The following is a 15881-nucleotide window of genomic DNA, read 5'->3' as shown; positions in this document are numbered from 1 at the left end:
CTATGTGTTTGGATTAATTGACATCAAGTATTTTTTGGGTGTAGTGGCAAACTTCTTTTTGAAAGCGGCTATAAAATGACTTCCAGTACTGTACCCTATTTTTAAACCTACTTCGTTTACGTTATATGAACCGCTATCTAAAAGTTTTCGAGCAAAATCCATTTTGTAGTCAAAAAGAAATCCATAAACAGTATCCCCATAAATTTGTTTGAAACCCATTTTAAGTTTCTTTAAATTCAAACCCACCTGATCTGCGAGTTCTTGCAATCCAGGCGGCTCGGCCATATTAGCCAGGATAATCTCTTTGGCTTTTCTAATTTTAATAACGTTGTCCTCATCGGTTAAAAACGGACATTGTTCAGCATTTGGATCTTCGGTACGATTAAAATACAAACTCAATAGTTCATATCCTTTTCCTCTATAATACAGGTTTTTTATCGAAGGATGTAAGTTGTAATGGAACAACTGGCTTAAAACAATTGCCATTGACGGGCTGATATTCCCTTCATTATAATATTTCTTGTCTTTATTTTCTCCGCTCAAGAAAGTGATATAATCTGCTTCTGCAGAAAACAGTGCGTGAAACTTTTTGATGGATATAATTACTGAAATAACCCAGGAATTAGGAGCCAACTCCAAGTTTAAAGGCAATTCTTTTTGGGGATTGTACAGCAGTAATGATTTTTCTTCCTTTAATTCTAAGGCATAATTGCCTTGATTGAAGATGAATTTTGCACTTCCTTTCAATCCAAAATGGAACTGAATTAGTCCGCTGCTGACTTCGCGCTGTGCAGTGAAAATTTCGGAGCTATCATTTTGAAACCGAATTAACGTAAAGTCGTCTTCGATTTTTATAATTTCTTGTGAACTCATAGCGATATTTTTTTTCGAACAATAAGGCAGTTATTATTCTGTTTTATTTAGAACCACTCTAAATAAAAAGAATGGTATAACTTGATTTCAGTACAAAAATAGCGTTTTTTAGCAATTATGAGGACTTTAGAAATAAAAAAACATACAGCGTTATAAAAAGAACTTACAGCGTTACTTTTATAAATACTATAGTGATAATTTTGTTGCACTTTCTTGAAAAGTATTTATATGGAAAATAACAACCAATCAAAGCATCACTATTTTTATTCTGTTGGACTAAGCTATAAAAAAGCGGATGCCGAGATGAGAGGTAAATTCAGCCTAGATACTTTAGCAAAAACCCGTTTGCTAGAACAAGCAAAAACCGAAGGAATTGAGAGTTTAATTGTTACCTCTACCTGTAACCGAACAGAGATTTATGGTTTTGCAGAACACCCTTTTCAACTAATAAAACTGATCTGTGAAAACAGTAACGGTAGTGTTGAAGAATTTCAAAAAGTAGGTTTTGTTTATAAAAATCAAGAAGCGATTAGCCATATCTTTCGTGTAGGAACTGGATTAGACAGTCAGATTCTAGGAGATTTTGAAATTATCTCTCAAATACGATCTAGTTTCACGCAGTCAAAATCTATGGGATTAGCTAATAATTTTGTAGAAAGATTAGTGAATGCCGTAATCCAAGCGAGCAAAAAAATAAAAAATGATACCGAGATCAGTTCAGGAGCGACTTCGGTTTCTTTTGCAGCAGTTCAATATATTATCAAGAATGTTGAAGATATTGGTAACAAAAATATTTTGTTATTTGGTACAGGAAAAATTGGTAGAAACACCTGTGAAAACTTGGTGAAACACACCAAAAATGAACACATCACTTTAATAAACAGAACAAAAGACAAGGCAGAACGATTAGCCGGAAAGCTTAATTTGATTGTTAAAGATTACTCAGAACTGCACTTAGAATTACAAAAAGCAGATGTTGTAGTTGTCGCTACGGGTGCTCAAAACCCTACTGTGGATAAGGCGATTTTAAACTTAAAAAAGCCCTTATTGATATTAGATTTATCAATTCCTAAAAATGTAAATGCTGATGTAGAGGAGTTAGAAGGGGTTACACTAATTCACATGGATTATTTGTCTCAACTGACAGATGAAACTTTAGAAAATAGAAAAAATCATATCCCAGCAGCCGAAGCAATCATTGAGGAAATTAAAGAAGAATTTAATGTTTGGACAAAGGGACGCAAATTTGCTCCAACGATTCACGCTTTAAAGGAAAAATTAAATGCAATCAAGAAGTCAGAACTGAATTTTCAAAGTAAAAAAATAGCCGATTTCAACGAGGAACAGGCCGAAATTATAAGCGCCAGAATCATTCAAAAAATCACAACACAATTTGCTAATCATTTAAAAGATGATGACACAATGGTGGATGAGAGTATTGAATGGATTGAGAAAGTTTTCAAAATTGGTGCGACAGTAAAATAATGGCAGAAAAGATAATAAGAATAGGAACTCGCGATAGCGAACTAGCCCTTTGGCAAGCACATACCGTAGAAAAAAAGTTAAACGATTTAGGCTTTAAAACGGAGATTGTAGCCGTAAAATCTACGGGAGATGTAATTCTTGACAAACCACTATACGAATTAGGAATTACAGGAATATTTACTAAAACTCTTGATGTTGCCATGATAAATGGCACGGTAGATATTGCAGTACATTCTATGAAAGATGTTCCTACAGCATTACCAAAAGGAATTGTGCAAGCGGCAGTTCTTGAAAGAGCCAGTACACTTGATATTTTAGTTCATAAAGGCAACCTTGATTTTCTAAATGAATCTGGTACCATTGCTACAGGAAGTTTACGTCGTCAAGCGCAATGGCTTAATAAATACCCAACACATAAAGTAGTTGATTTACGTGGAAATGTAAATCTGCGTATGAAGAAACTCAATGAAGGCGACTGGAACGGAGCTGTATTTGCAGCTGCAGGACTAGAACGCATCAATTTGAAGCCAGAAAATTTTATCAATTTAGATTGGATGATTCCTGCACCGGCACAAGGAGCTATGCTAGTAGTTGCCATGCAAGAGGATGCCTATACGCTGGATGCTTTATCACATTTAAATGATATCGAGACAGAAATCGTTACTTATATTGAACGCCAATTTCTTAAAACACTTGAAGGAGGTTGTACAGCGCCTATTGGAGCTTTAGCAAAATATAATGAAGCAGAAGATACCATTCATTTTCAAGGAGTTTTATTCTCGCTTGACGGAAAAGAAAAAATAGAAGTCGACAAAATTGTTCCTATTGAAGAATGGAAAAAACTAGGATTTTATTCGGCTCAAGAAATCTTGAATAATGGAGGAACAAAATTGATGGCAGAAATCAAAACTAATTTGAAGAAATAATGAGTCAAATAAGCATATTATCCACCAAAACATTATCGGTAGAACAAAGGCAAGTATTCATTGATGCTGATTTTGATCTTTTAGAACAAGACTTTATTGAAATTAAGAACAATATTTTTGAACTAAATACCATCAACAACAACTTGATTTTTAGTAGTCAAAATGCGGTTTTAAGTTTGATGGAACAAAACGGTTGGGAAGTACTTAAGTCAAAACCTGTTTTTTGTGTTGGTATAAAAACCAAAGAATTATTAGAAGCAAATGGTTTTACTGTAGATGTTTACTTAGACTACGCATCAGAATTAGCTGAAATTATCACGTTAATTTACAACCAAGAATGCTATACTTTTCTAAGCGGAAACTTGCGCAAAGAAACTTTACCAGAAGCGTTAAAAAATGCTGGAATCACTTTTAATGAAATTGAAGTGTACCAAACTACATTGGCACCTTTCAAAATATCAGATCAAGAAAATTTTGACGGAATCATGTTCTTCAGTCCATCTGCTGTTGAAAGTTACTTGTCTAATAACAAAATTAAGAAAGAAGTTTGTTTTTGTGTAGGCAGTACTACGGCTGCAGCATTAGAAGCAAAGAAAATTAAAAACATTATAATTCCTGAAACACCCACAATCGAAGACGTGATTTTTGAAGTGATACAGCATTATAAAGCCCCCGCAACTGAAGAGGGAAATTAGAGTAAAAAAATAAAAATATACCATCAGCTAAAAGCCAAAAGCCGCTAGCCAATAGCAAGAAAATGATAAAAAACGACTTATTTTTAAGAGCATTAAAAGGAGAAACAGTGCAACGTCCGCCAGTATGGATGATGCGTCAAGCGGGTAGGTATTTACCTGAATTTATCGCTTTACGTGATAAGTATGATTTCTTTACCCGTTGTCAAACTCCAGAATTGGCTGCCGAAATTACGGTACAACCTATTCGAAGAATTGCACCAGATGCTGCGATTTTGTTCTCAGATATCTTAGTGATTCCACAAGCTATGGGAATTGATGTAGAAATGAAACCAAATTTTGGTCCGTATTTACCACATCCTATTCGTACGATTCAAGATGTTGAGAACGTAATTGTTCCTGATGTTCACGAAACTTTAGGATACGTTTTTGACGCTATAAAATTGACTAAGGAAATGTTGAACGATGAGGTACCATTAATTGGTTTCGCAGGTTCACCGTGGACAATTATGTGTTATGCTGTAGAAGGACAAGGATCTAAAAGCTTTGATAAAGCTAAAGGGTTTTGCTTTCAACATCCAGAAGCAGCACATGTTTTACTACAAAAAATTACAGACACCACTATTTTGTACCTAAAAGAAAAAGTAAAAGCGGGCGTAAATGCCGTTCAAATTTTTGACTCATGGGGCGGAATGTTATCACCAGTTGACTATCAAGAATTCTCTTGGAAATACATCAACCAAATCGTGGAAGCATTGGCTGATGACGCTCCGGTAATTGTTTTTGGTAAAGGATGTTGGTTTGCCTTAAACGAAATGGGGAAAAGTAGAGCTTCTGCTTTAGGAGTAGACTGGACTTGTTCTCCAAGAAATGCAAGATACCTTTCTGGTGGAAACATCACTTTGCAAGGAAATTTTGATCCGTCAAGATTGTTATCGCCAATTCCAGTGATCAAGAAAATGGTTCATGAAATGATTGACGAATTTGGAAAAGACAAATACATCGTGAATTTAGGTCACGGTATTTTACCAAATATCCCTGTAGATCACGCAAAAGCATTTATTGATGCAGTGAAGGAATACAATCAATAAGAGCAAATGCTAAATAAAGGACTAAGAGAAAAGAAGAAAGTAAAGAGCGACACTATGTTGACCACTTTACTTTCTTTGGTGTTTGTACCCAAATTTTGGAATATTGAAGACACGAGTTTAATCGATGATCAGTTGACTGAGATACAATTAAGTTCTGCTATTCTACAAGAAATCTCAGAAAAAGATGTAATCACACTACTTAGTGGATATGGTTTTGATTGGGAGGATAAAGAACGCTTTGCTGATTTTTTGGTAGGATATTCTGTTAATAATCAATTTAATTTTGGGGCGAAAGCATTGGCTATTTATGAGCATATTCAATTAGAGAGCAAGACGTTTTAGTTCGAAATAATAAATAAGTTAGCTGCTGTAAAAAAAATGTGAAGAACATTGATTGTCAAAATATTAAGTAACATTAGGCACTAAAAATACTTTTCTATATTTGTAATTGATAATTACCGTAAACATGACTGAAAAAGAACTACAAGACTATTTAAAGACTAACTACCCGCTTGAAAGCGAAAAGTGTGAGTGGAAGGAATTTAAGTCGTTAAAAAGTGCTGTTTCAGGAAGAGCAGGTGACGATGTTATTTCTTATGTTTCTGCAATTGCAAACATGCAAGGCGGACATTTAATTATTGGCATTCAAGATCAAACGCATGAAATTGTAGGTATTCAGGATTTTGGAGGTTATACAATTGAGGATATTAGGTTTAGAATTAATGGAAATATAACCAATCTAAATATTGAAGGATTTAGTATTCAGGAATTCACTACTTCAGACACTAAAAAGGTTGTTTGGATTTTCCATATTCCAAAACATCAATTTAGATTACCTGTTTATGCACATAAAAAAACGTGGCAGCGAATAGATGATAATTTGGTTGAAATGACAAAAGCTCGTTTAGATGCTATATTGACTCAAGTTCAAGCTAATGAAGATTGGTCTAAAGTAATTATTCAAGACGCTACTATTGAAGATTTGGATCAAGAGGCAATACAAAAAGCACGTATTGAATTTAAAAAAAGGAATCCTAAATACTCCAACGATCTTGATCATTGGAATGATGTTGATTTTCTAAATAAATCAAAACTTACAATTAAAGGAAAGATAACTAGGACGACTTTAATTCTATTAGGAAAAGAGGAATCGGAACACTATTTAGACTCTTCTGTTAAGATTAGATGGAATCTAAAAACTCTGGATAATCAAGATAAAGATTTTGAGATATTTTCAATTCCATTATTGTTATCAATAGATGAAGTTTTTAAGAAAATACGAAATTTAAAATACCGTTATCTACGTGATGGTACATTATTTCCTGACGAGGTATTGCGATATGAACCATATACTATCCGAGAGTCTTTAAACAATGCTATCGCACATCAAGATTATTCTAAAGGAGCAAGAATTAACGTAGTCGAGTTTGAAGATGATCATTTGGTGTTTTCTAATTATGGATCTTTTTTGCCAAAATCTGTAGAAGATGTTGTTTTAAATGACACTCCCGAAGAAGTGTATCGCAACCCTTTTTTGGTTGAAGCAATGAAAAATTTAGATATGATTGAAACTCAAGGTGGAGGTATTCGAAAAATATTTAACTTTCAAAAACAACGATTTTTTCCACTTCCAGATTATAATTTTGATGATAATAAGGTAAAAGTGACCATCACGGGTAAAGTTTTAGATGAAAATTTTGCTAGAATTCTCATCAAAAACTCAAATTTAGGTTTAGATGAAATCATTTTGTTAGACAAAGTTCAAAAACATAAAGAAATAACAGAAACTGAATTTAAGCATCTAAAAAAAGCGAAGTATATTGAAGGAAGAAGACCCAATATTTACTTATCCTATGATATTATTGAGTCAACAAATGATGAAAATTTACAAGCCGAATATTTAGCTAACCGTAGTTTTGACGATTCTCATTTTAAAGAGATGATACTTGAATGCCTTAAAAAATGGGGAAAAACGAAACGAGATAAAATTGATAACTTAATTATTCCTAAATTATCGACTGCTCTTTCAGAAGAAAAGAAAAAAAATAAGGTTACGAATTATCTTTCTGCATTAAGGATGGAAGGTAAGATTGTTAACACACCAGGATATTTCTGGGAAATCGTTTAAACACTTTTAAACGCTTTTTAAACACTTTTAAACACTTTTAAACACTTTTGCATTTCAATAAAAATGAAAGAACAATTTTTTACCTACATACAAAACCTTCAAGATCAAATTGTCGCAGGGCTAGAAGCTGTTGATGGTCAAGCCAAATTTAAAGAAGACTTATGGGATCGCCCAGAAGGCGGAGGAGGAAGGACACGTGTAATCGAGAATGGAAGAGTTTTTGAAAAAGGCGGTGTTAATATCTCAGCTGTTCACGGAAAGTTGCCAGAAGCCATGCAAAAGATGTTTGGCGTAGGCGAAGCAGATTTTTTTGCTTGCGGACTAAGTTTGGTTTTGCATCCAAAGAATCCTATGGTGCCTACAGTTCATGCCAATTGGCGTTATTTCGAAATGTATGATGAAAGCGGAAATGTAATACAACAATGGTTTGGTGGTGGTCAAGATTTAACCCCTTATTATTTGTTTGAAGAAGATGCAATTCATTTTCATCAAACTTGTAAAACCGCCTGTGACAACCACAATCCAGAGTTTTATCCTAAATATAAAAAACAATGCGATGGTTATTTCTGGAATGCACATCGTAATGAAGCGCGCGGAATAGGAGGTTTGTTCTTTGATTATTGCAAAGCGACAGACGAAATGGCAATGGAAAGCTGGTTCGATTTTGTTAGCGAAGTAGGGAATTCATTTTTGCAAGCGTATGTTCCAATTGTAAAAAAAAGAAAAGATTTACAATATACTCCAGAGCAAAAGACATGGCAAGAAATTCGTCGTGGGCGCTATGTAGAATTCAATTTAGTTCATGATAAAGGGACTTTGTTTGGCTTAAAAACCAATGGGAGAATTGAAAGTATCCTGATGTCTTTGCCACCGCATGTACAATGGGTATACGATCATCATCCAGAAGTAGGAAGCGAAGAAGAGAAATTAATACAAGTATTAGAAAATCCAAAAAATTGGGTCTAATTTATTCTGAATTTTAATTTTTAAACGGGTTTAACTTTAAACTTTTAAACCTGAAACTTTAAACTAAAAATATATGTTCCCATTACAAAGAGGTAGAAGATTAAGAACGAATGAATCAATTAGAAGTCTAGTTCGCGAGACGACTTTAAGTCCTTCTGATTTTATGTTTCCTATGTTTATCGCAGAGGGAGAAAATGTGCAAGTTGAAATTGCTTCTATGCCAGGAATCTTTCGTCGTTCGATTGATTTAACTGTAAAAGAAGTCCAAGAAATATATGCCTTAGGTATTCGTGCGGTTAACATTTACGTTAAAGTAAGTGAAAATTTAAAAGACAATACAGGCAAAGAAGCTTGGAACCCTAATGGGTTGATGCAAGAGGCTATCCGTGCCATTAAAATCGCTTGCCCAGAGATGATTGTGATGCCTGATGTGGCTTTAGATCCCTACTCTATTTATGGTCACGACGGAATCATTGCAAATGGAGATGTAGAAAATGATGCTACTAATGACGCCTTGGTTAAAATGGCCGTTTCTCATGCACAAGCTGGAGCCGATTTTGTTGCGCCATCAGACATGATGGACGGACGCGTTTTGCGTTTGCGACAAGGTCTTGATGCTGCTGGTTTTCATAATGTGGGAATCATGAGCTATTCGGCTAAATATGCTTCAGCGTTTTACGGGCCATTTCGTGATGCTTTAGACAGCGCACCGAGAGAGTCAGATGTAGTAGTACCAAAAGATAAAAAAACCTATCAAATGGACTATGCTAATCGTATTGAAGCCATCAAAGAAGCATTGTGGGATGTAGAGGAAGGCGCTGATATGGTAATGGTAAAACCCGGAATTGCTTATTTAGATATTGTTAGAGAAGTAAAAAATGCAGTAAATGTTCCTGTAACAGTTTACCATGTTTCTGGGGAATATGCAATGATCAAAGCCGCTGCCGAAAAAGGTTGGTTGGATCACGATCAAATCATGATGGAACAATTAATGTGTATCAAACGTGCTGGAGCCAGTTTGATTTCGACGTATTTTGCCAAAGAAGCAGCTATACTTTTAAATAAATAAATCATGAAAAAAACCACTATTTTAAATGCCATTATTGTAATGATTTGCTCACTAAGCTTAATCACAATGGTTTCTTGCAAAAAAGAAGAGACAAAAAAAGAACCTTTGTATCCTGCGTCGGTTACAGAGACTACTCAAACACCAGAAGAGTTAGGTGCAAGCCTTTTTAGCGGTAAGGGCAATTGTGTTGCTTGTCACCAAGTGGATCAAAAAGTGATTGGACCCAGTTTACAGGAAATTGCCAAGGTCTACAAAGAGAAAAACGGTAATATTATAGCCTTCTTAAAGGAGGATGCAGCCCCATTAGTTGACCCAAGTCAATATGAAGTTATGAAAACCAACTTTGCTATTACTAAAGCCATGTCTGATGAAGAGCTCAAAGGAATTGAAGCCTACATTTATAGTAATTTAAAATAAAACACTCTAGATGATGTGGTATAGAAGGAGCTAATCCTGCTGTTCGTTATATCTTTCCTTGCTTAAAGAAAGCAAGTAAAGGATGCCACTACCATCAGGGCTAAAAATAAAAAACCATTCGTAATCGCGAATGGTTTTTTATTTCTAAAAATCTCCATCAAATCATTAAAATATATATCTTTAATTTATGGAAACAGTTTGCATTAAAACCCCTTTAGGATTTGCCACCATTATTGGAGACCATAATGGAGTTTCGGTTATTACTATTGACGATGAAGGCACTATTTCTCCTGTAATTCCTGAAGTACTAACAGCAGCAGTTTCACAACTAAATGATTATTTTGAAGGGAAACGAACGGACTTTAATTTCAAACTAAATCCTAAAGGAACCGAATTTCAACAAAAAGTATGGCAATCCTTACTCGAAATTCCTTTTGGAAAGACAAGCAGCTATCTGGAACAATCGAAGAAACTGGGTGATGTCAAAGCCATTCGTGCTGTAGCTTCCGCTAATGGAAAGAACCCGCTTTGGATCGTGCTTCCTTGTCACCGTGTTATTGGATCGGATGGTTCGCTTACAGGGTATGCTGGAGGGATTTGGTGCAAAAAATGGTTGTTAGAGCATGAAAATCCTTCTGCACAACAAAGCTTATTCTAATCAAAAATATAATTATATTTATTCGTACGGTTAAATTGTCAAAATAATAACTAATGATTGAAAAATTAAAACTTGATAATATATTATTCTTAGATATAGAAACCGTTCCTGAAACGGCTGATTATAATGACTTAGATTCTGAATTAAAAGAACTTTGGGAGCACAAAACCCAGTACCAACGCAAGGATGAGTTCACTCCAGAAGATTTTTATGAACGAGCAGGGATTTGGGCTGAGTTTGGTAAAATTATATGCATATCTGTGGGTTTTTTTGTAACCAAAGGTGATATCAGGAATTTTAGGGTCACTTCCTTTTTTGGCGATGAGCCAAAAATCTTAAAAGACTTCAATAATTTGTTGAATAATCATTTTAGCCAGCCACAGCATATTTTATGTGGTCATAATGCTAAAGAGTTTGACTTTCCATTTATTGCCAGGCGGATGATTATTAACCAAATTCCTATTCCCATCAAACTCAATTTATTTGGAAAAAAACCATGGGAAATACCTCACTTAGATACTTTGGAGTTATGGAAATTTGGTGATTATAAACATTTCACTTCTCTAAAATTATTGTGCAAAGTTCTTGGAATCCCCTCACCAAAGGGCGATATAGATGGCAGTCAAGTAGGCCATGTGTTTTATGTAGATAAAGACATTGACAGGATAGTGACCTATTGTGAAAAAGACACGATCGCTGTGGCCCAGATATTCCTTAGATTAAGAAGAGAAGATTTGTTAATAGAAGACGAAATAATTCATGTTTAATAAATATGATATTCCAGTTTAAAGTCTGTCTAACTTTATTCTTAAATAGTTACTTTTACCAATATGAATCAGCCTTTACTATCCATACGCAATCTCGAAATCTCTTTTAAGAAAGAAGGAGCATATAGTGCCGTGATTAAAAACATTAGTTATGAATTACTGGAGAATGAAATCTTAGGTATTGTGGGTGAATCAGGTTCTGGAAAATCAGTTTCTTCCTTAGCTATAATGGGGTTGTTACCTACACACATCTCTAAAATTACGCAAGGCGAAATTGTTTTTGACGGAAAAAATGTAGCACAATTGTCAGAGAAAGAAATGCAGCATCTAAGAGGTAATGCTATCGCGATGATTTTTCAAGAACCGATGAGCTCGTTAAACCCCTCGTTAAAATGCGGTTTTCAAGTTCAGGAAATTTTGCTGCAACACACGGCATTATCAAAATCAGCTTCAAAAGCGGAAACGCTTTCTCTTTTTGATAAAGTTAAATTACCTGATCCCGAACTCATTTTTGATAAATATCCTCATGAAATATCGGGTGGACAAAAGCAAAGAGTAATGATTGCCATGGCAATTGCTTGCAAACCCAAGTTACTAATAGCGGACGAACCTACTACTGCGCTAGATGTAACTGTTCAAAAGGAAATTATCCAATTGCTTAAAGATATTCAGCAAGAAACGGGCATGAGTATCATTTTTATTTCTCATGATTTATCTCTGGTTTCTGAAATTGCGCACCGCGTTTTAGTAATGTACAAAGGACAAATTGTAGAACAAGGTGAAGTACAGCAAATATTCAAAAACCCTCAGCACAATTACACCAAGGCATTGATTGCGTCAAGACCCTCACTAGAAGTGAGATTAAAGCGCTTACCTACAATACAGGACTTCTTAAAGAATGAAATTAATACTGAGGTAGTTACCGCTGAAAACAGATTGGATTTTCATCATGAATTGTATAGTAAAAAACCGATATTAGAAGTTACCAATGTTGAAAAGGAGTACTTTTCTACAGCAGGATTTTTCGGAAAAAAATCTGGATTCAAGGCGGTAAATAATGTTAGTTTTAAATTGTATGAAGGGGAGACTCTAGGTTTAGTGGGAGAAAGTGGTTGCGGTAAATCCACTTTAGGTAATGCCATTTTACAATTAGATAAAGCCACTGCTGGTCAGATTCTGTATCGTGGACAAGATATTACTAAGTTAGGGAGTGCTGCTATTAAAACATTGAGAAAGGAAATCCAAATCATTTTTCAAGATCCTTATTCATCCTTAAATCCTCGAATTCCTGTAGGTAAGGCAATCATGGAACCTATGAAGGTACATGGATTACATGGAAATGATAAAGAGCGAAAAGCAAAAACTATTGAAATTTTAGAGCGAGTGGGTTTAGGAGCAGAGTACTTTAACCGATATCCACATGAATTCTCTGGAGGACAAAGACAGCGTATAGGAATAGCACGTACCATTGCCTTACAGCCTAAATTAATCGTTTGTGATGAATCTGTTTCAGCATTAGATATTTCGGTTCAGGCTCAAGTTTTAAACCTTTTAAACGAGCTAAAAGAGAATTTCGGTTTCACTTATATTTTCATTTCGCATGATTTAGCAGTTGTTAAATATATGAGTGACCAAGTATTAGTCATGAATAAAGGTAAAATAGAAGAAATTGCAGATGCTGATGAGTTGTATGCACATCCTAAAAAAGAGTATACTAAAAAACTTATTGATGCCATCCCTAAAGGATAGCTTTCATTAGGGTTTATAGAGAGTATGGATTAAGACAAGAATTAGAACAAGTTCATAGTTCTGTTTTTTTAAAAAAGTTAAAAAATTAAGGAATAAAAAATTGTAAAGAATGAAATAAATGAGTTGTTGTTAAAAATACCAAAGTAAATTTTCAAATAAAATAAAATGAATGAAGCCCCAAAAACATATTCTATTTTAGTTGTTGAAGATAATTTTAGTGATTATGAAAAGATTACAAGTACCATTGCTGACCTTGAATTTAAGTCAGAAATAAAACATGCAAAAAATTTTAAAGAAGCAACTTCGATTTTGTCTTCTGAAGATAAATTTTTTGATGCTGTATTATTAGATCTTACACTGCCTGATATTAGTAAGTATGATGTGATATCACAAATAATGGATTTAGTCTTTTTCTGCCCTATAATTGTTTTAACAAATAATCATGATATAAAATTTGCACTCAAATCTATTTCGCGAGGCATATCCGATTATTTGGTTAAAGATGAAATAACAGCAGCAAGCTTATATAAAAGTATTACTTGTGCTACTGAAAGGAAAAAGATTTTCTTTTCCTATGAACTTGCTAAAACACGTTACAGTGACCTATTCCATTTGAGTCCATTGCCTATGTGGGTTTACGATTTGGGAACTTTTAGTTTTTTAGACGTAAACGATGCAGCAATAAAAAAATACGGTTTTAGTAAAGAGGAATTTCTTGCTATGACAATCAAAGAAATTAGACCTGTTGAGGATTATCCGCTATTTGATGAAGGAGTCCATTCTTTTAGTCAGTATAGAGATAATTTTAAGAAGCGGTATGTAAGGCATCAGAAAAAAAATGGTGCCATCGTTGATGTAGAAATTCAAAGCAATATTATTTACTACAACAGCCAGAAAGCTAAGCTGGTTATGGCAAATGATATAACCAAACAGATGCAGCATATTAAAACTATTGAGGATCAAAATAAAAGTTTGAAGGAAATTGCCTGGACACATTCTCATGTGGTTAGAGCTCCTTTAGCAAAAATGATGTCCATTATAGATTTCATGAAAGAATCCAATAAAATACCTACTGAATATGAAGAGCTGTTGGATCACTTTTTTAAATCAGGTACTGAATTAGATACTATTATTAGAGATATTGTAAAGAAAACAGAAACAATGAATAAAATTAATAAGAATGAATTATAAGGTAGTAGTGGTAGATGATGACGAATTAATCCTTTTTTTACACAGCAGAATAATTCAAGTTTCCGGATTTCACACAACACCCAAAACATTTAATTCAGCGCAGAAGGCTCTAGATTATTTTGTTGAAATTGGAGATGATGAAGAACCAATTTTATTGTTTTTAGATATTAATATGCCTATAATGGATGGATGGGGCTTGCTGGATATCATACATCAGGATGATTTTAAAAAGCAAATTAAGGTAGTCATGGTCACTTCTTCTGTGGATCAGGAGGACAAAGATAAAGCAGCAACCTATTCTAAAATAATTGATTTTATCGAAAAACCATTTAACAAAGCAAATCTAAAAGATATCAAAATCGATTATTGTAGTTGATAAGTGAGTCAAATAAAAGTATAAAGAGAGGCTGTGATTTAAAACAGCCTCACTTTTTTTCTCAATTACTACTATTATCGTAATTACTCTATCACCATTTCAGGAATATCTCCGTCAATAATTAAATTGGCTTCTGTTGAAGCGATTATATGTTCTACAGTTACACCGGGTGCGCGTTCTAGTAATTTGAAACCTTTTGGGGTTACTTCTAAAACAGCTAATTCTGTGACTACTTTTTTCACACAGCCTACACCAGTTAAGGGTAAGCTACATTTCTTTAGTATTTTAGATTCCCCTTTTTTATTGACATGCATCATGGCAACAATAATATTCTCAGCAGAGGCTACAAGATCCATTGCTCCGCCCATTCCTTTAACCATTTTACCTGGTATTTTCCAATTGGCTATGTCGCCATTTTCTGCAACTTCCATTGCGCCAAGAATAGTTAAGTCTACATGTTGCCCACGGATCATTCCAAAACTCAATGCAGAATCAAAGAAAGAAGCTCCAGGTAGTGTCGTTATTGTTTGTTTTCCAGCGTTAATAATGTCAGCATCTTCTTCTCCTTCAAATGGGAAAGGACCCATGCCTAGAACACCATTTTCACTTTGAAATTCGACATCAATTCCTTGCGGGATATAATTAGCTACAAGTGTTGGGATACCGATACCTAAATTAACAAAATAACGGTCTTTTAATTCTTGAGCAATACGTTTTGCAATTCCTATTTTATCTAACGCCATGATTAGTCTTTTTTTCTAGTTGTACGTTGTTCGATTCTTTTCTCATAGTGTTCTCCTTGAAAAATTCTTTGTACAAATATTCCAGGGATATGAATCTGGTTCGGGTCTAATGATCCTGTTTCCACTAGTTCTTCCACTTCGGCAACTGTTACTGTTGCGGCACCCGCCATAGAGGGATTAAAGTTCCTAGCAGTACCTTTAAAGATTAAGTTTCCTGCAGTATCTCCTTTCCACGCTTTTACAATGGCAAAATCAGCATTGAAAGCATGTTCCATGATGTGCATCTTTCCATTAAATTCTCTCACTTCCTTTCCTTCGGCTACTTCAGTTCCAAATCCTGCAGGTGTAAAGAATGCAGGGATTCCTGCCTGAGCGGCACGACAGCGTTCTGCTAGAGTACCTTGTGGTATCAAATCGACTTCTAATTCTCCAGAGAGCATTTGACGTTCAAATTCGGCATTTTCACCTACATAAGAAGAAATCATTTTCTTAATTTGTCTTTTTTGCAATAAAAGTCCTAGTCCAAAATCATCTACTCCCGCATTGTTAGATATGCAGGTTAACTCTTTTGTTTCTTTAATGACTAGTTCAGCAATAGCATTTTCTGGAATTCCGCACAGTCCAAATCCTCCTAACATGATGGTCATGCCATCTTGAATTCCTTGTAGTGCTTCTTGTACCGTATTTACTTTTTTATTAATCATAATGTTGGTTCTAATAATGCAATTAATAGTATGATTTCTAAGCCAG

At 34.6% G+C, this 15881-nt stretch carries 17 protein-coding genes; 14 read left to right on the top strand and 3 right to left on the bottom strand.

The genetic code is table 11. The features are described 5' to 3' along the window. On the bottom strand, positions 1-873 hold the full coding sequence (locus ACEN2K_RS00970; protein WP_441757440.1) for a helix-turn-helix domain-containing protein: 873 nt from the start codon (positions 871-873) through the stop codon (positions 1-3). A gap of 228 nt (positions 874-1101) precedes the next feature. Between ACEN2K_RS00970 and hemA the strand changes: the two genes are divergently transcribed. From hemA to ACEN2K_RS00900, 14 genes are all read left to right on the top strand, one after another. Then, positions 1102-2358 carry a glutamyl-tRNA reductase gene (hemA, locus tag ACEN2K_RS00965; RefSeq protein WP_441757439.1) on the top strand — a complete coding sequence of 419 codons (1257 nt, stop codon included), beginning with the start codon at positions 1102-1104 and terminating at the stop codon, positions 2356-2358. Then, positions 2358-3284: a hydroxymethylbilane synthase gene (gene hemC, locus ACEN2K_RS00960; RefSeq protein WP_441757438.1), complete on the top strand. Its 927-nt coding sequence runs from the start codon at positions 2358-2360 to the stop codon at positions 3282-3284. Before hemA ends, hemC begins: the two co-directional genes overlap by 1 nt. After that, positions 3284-3979: a uroporphyrinogen-III synthase gene (locus tag ACEN2K_RS00955; RefSeq protein ID WP_441757437.1), complete on the top strand. Its 696-nt coding sequence runs from the start codon at positions 3284-3286 to the stop codon at positions 3977-3979. The genes hemC and ACEN2K_RS00955 overlap by 1 nt, the downstream gene beginning before the upstream one ends. A gap of 62 nt (positions 3980-4041) precedes the next feature. Then, on the top strand, positions 4042-5067 hold the full coding sequence (gene hemE, locus ACEN2K_RS00950) for a uroporphyrinogen decarboxylase (protein ID WP_441757436.1): 1026 nt from the start codon (positions 4042-4044) through the stop codon (positions 5065-5067). A 6-nt stretch (positions 5068-5073) separates the two neighbouring features. Beyond that, on the top strand, positions 5074-5409 hold the full coding sequence (locus ACEN2K_RS00945; RefSeq protein ID WP_441757435.1) for a hypothetical protein: 336 nt from the start codon (positions 5074-5076) through the stop codon (positions 5407-5409). 124 nt (positions 5410-5533) lie between these two features. Next, complete coding sequence (locus ACEN2K_RS00940; RefSeq protein WP_441757434.1) at positions 5534-7195, top strand: RNA-binding domain-containing protein; 1662 nt, start codon at positions 5534-5536, stop codon at positions 7193-7195. Positions 7196-7258: 63 nt separating this feature from the next. Next, complete coding sequence (gene hemF / locus ACEN2K_RS00935) at positions 7259-8161, top strand: oxygen-dependent coproporphyrinogen oxidase (RefSeq protein ID WP_441757433.1); 903 nt, start codon at positions 7259-7261, stop codon at positions 8159-8161. Positions 8162-8234: 73 nt separating this feature from the next. Further along, positions 8235-9230, top strand: a complete 996-nt coding sequence (gene hemB / locus ACEN2K_RS00930) for a porphobilinogen synthase (protein WP_441757432.1) — start codon at positions 8235-8237, stop codon at positions 9228-9230. 3 nt (positions 9231-9233) lie between these two features. Beyond that, positions 9234-9647: a c-type cytochrome gene (locus ACEN2K_RS00925; RefSeq protein WP_441757431.1), complete on the top strand. Its 414-nt coding sequence runs from the start codon at positions 9234-9236 to the stop codon at positions 9645-9647. Between the two features lie 187 nt (positions 9648-9834). Then, complete coding sequence (locus tag ACEN2K_RS00920) at positions 9835-10305, top strand: methylated-DNA--[protein]-cysteine S-methyltransferase (RefSeq protein WP_441757430.1); 471 nt, start codon at positions 9835-9837, stop codon at positions 10303-10305. 53 nt (positions 10306-10358) lie between these two features. Next, on the top strand, positions 10359-11072 hold the full coding sequence (locus tag ACEN2K_RS00915; RefSeq protein WP_441757429.1) for a 3'-5' exonuclease: 714 nt from the start codon (positions 10359-10361) through the stop codon (positions 11070-11072). Positions 11073-11135: 63 nt separating this feature from the next. Next, complete coding sequence (locus ACEN2K_RS00910; protein WP_441757428.1) at positions 11136-12821, top strand: ABC transporter ATP-binding protein; 1686 nt, start codon at positions 11136-11138, stop codon at positions 12819-12821. Between the two features lie 165 nt (positions 12822-12986). Further along, positions 12987-14012, top strand: a complete 1026-nt coding sequence (locus tag ACEN2K_RS00905) for a response regulator (protein WP_441757427.1) — start codon at positions 12987-12989, stop codon at positions 14010-14012. Beyond that, on the top strand, positions 14002-14388 hold the full coding sequence (locus ACEN2K_RS00900) for a response regulator (RefSeq protein WP_441757426.1): 387 nt from the start codon (positions 14002-14004) through the stop codon (positions 14386-14388). The genes ACEN2K_RS00905 and ACEN2K_RS00900 overlap by 11 nt, the downstream gene beginning before the upstream one ends. Before the next feature lie 83 nt (positions 14389-14471). Here the strand turns inward: ACEN2K_RS00900 and ACEN2K_RS00895 are convergent, their stop codons facing one another. Both ACEN2K_RS00895 and ACEN2K_RS00890 read right to left on the bottom strand, forming a co-directional pair. Then, on the bottom strand, positions 14472-15131 hold the full coding sequence (locus ACEN2K_RS00895; protein WP_441757425.1) for a CoA transferase subunit B: 660 nt from the start codon (positions 15129-15131) through the stop codon (positions 14472-14474). A 2-nt stretch (positions 15132-15133) separates the two neighbouring features. Next, positions 15134-15835: a CoA transferase subunit A gene (locus tag ACEN2K_RS00890; protein WP_441757424.1), complete on the bottom strand. Its 702-nt coding sequence runs from the start codon at positions 15833-15835 to the stop codon at positions 15134-15136. Positions 15836-15881: the final 46 nt, after the last annotated feature.

The organism is Flavobacterium sp. W21_SRS_FM3, from assembly GCF_052113625.1.
In the GTDB taxonomy this organism is placed as follows: Bacteria; Bacteroidota; Bacteroidia; order Flavobacteriales; family Flavobacteriaceae; genus Flavobacterium.
The sequence above is the reverse complement of the archived record's forward strand: the minus strand, read 5'-3'. Positions and strand labels throughout refer to the sequence as shown.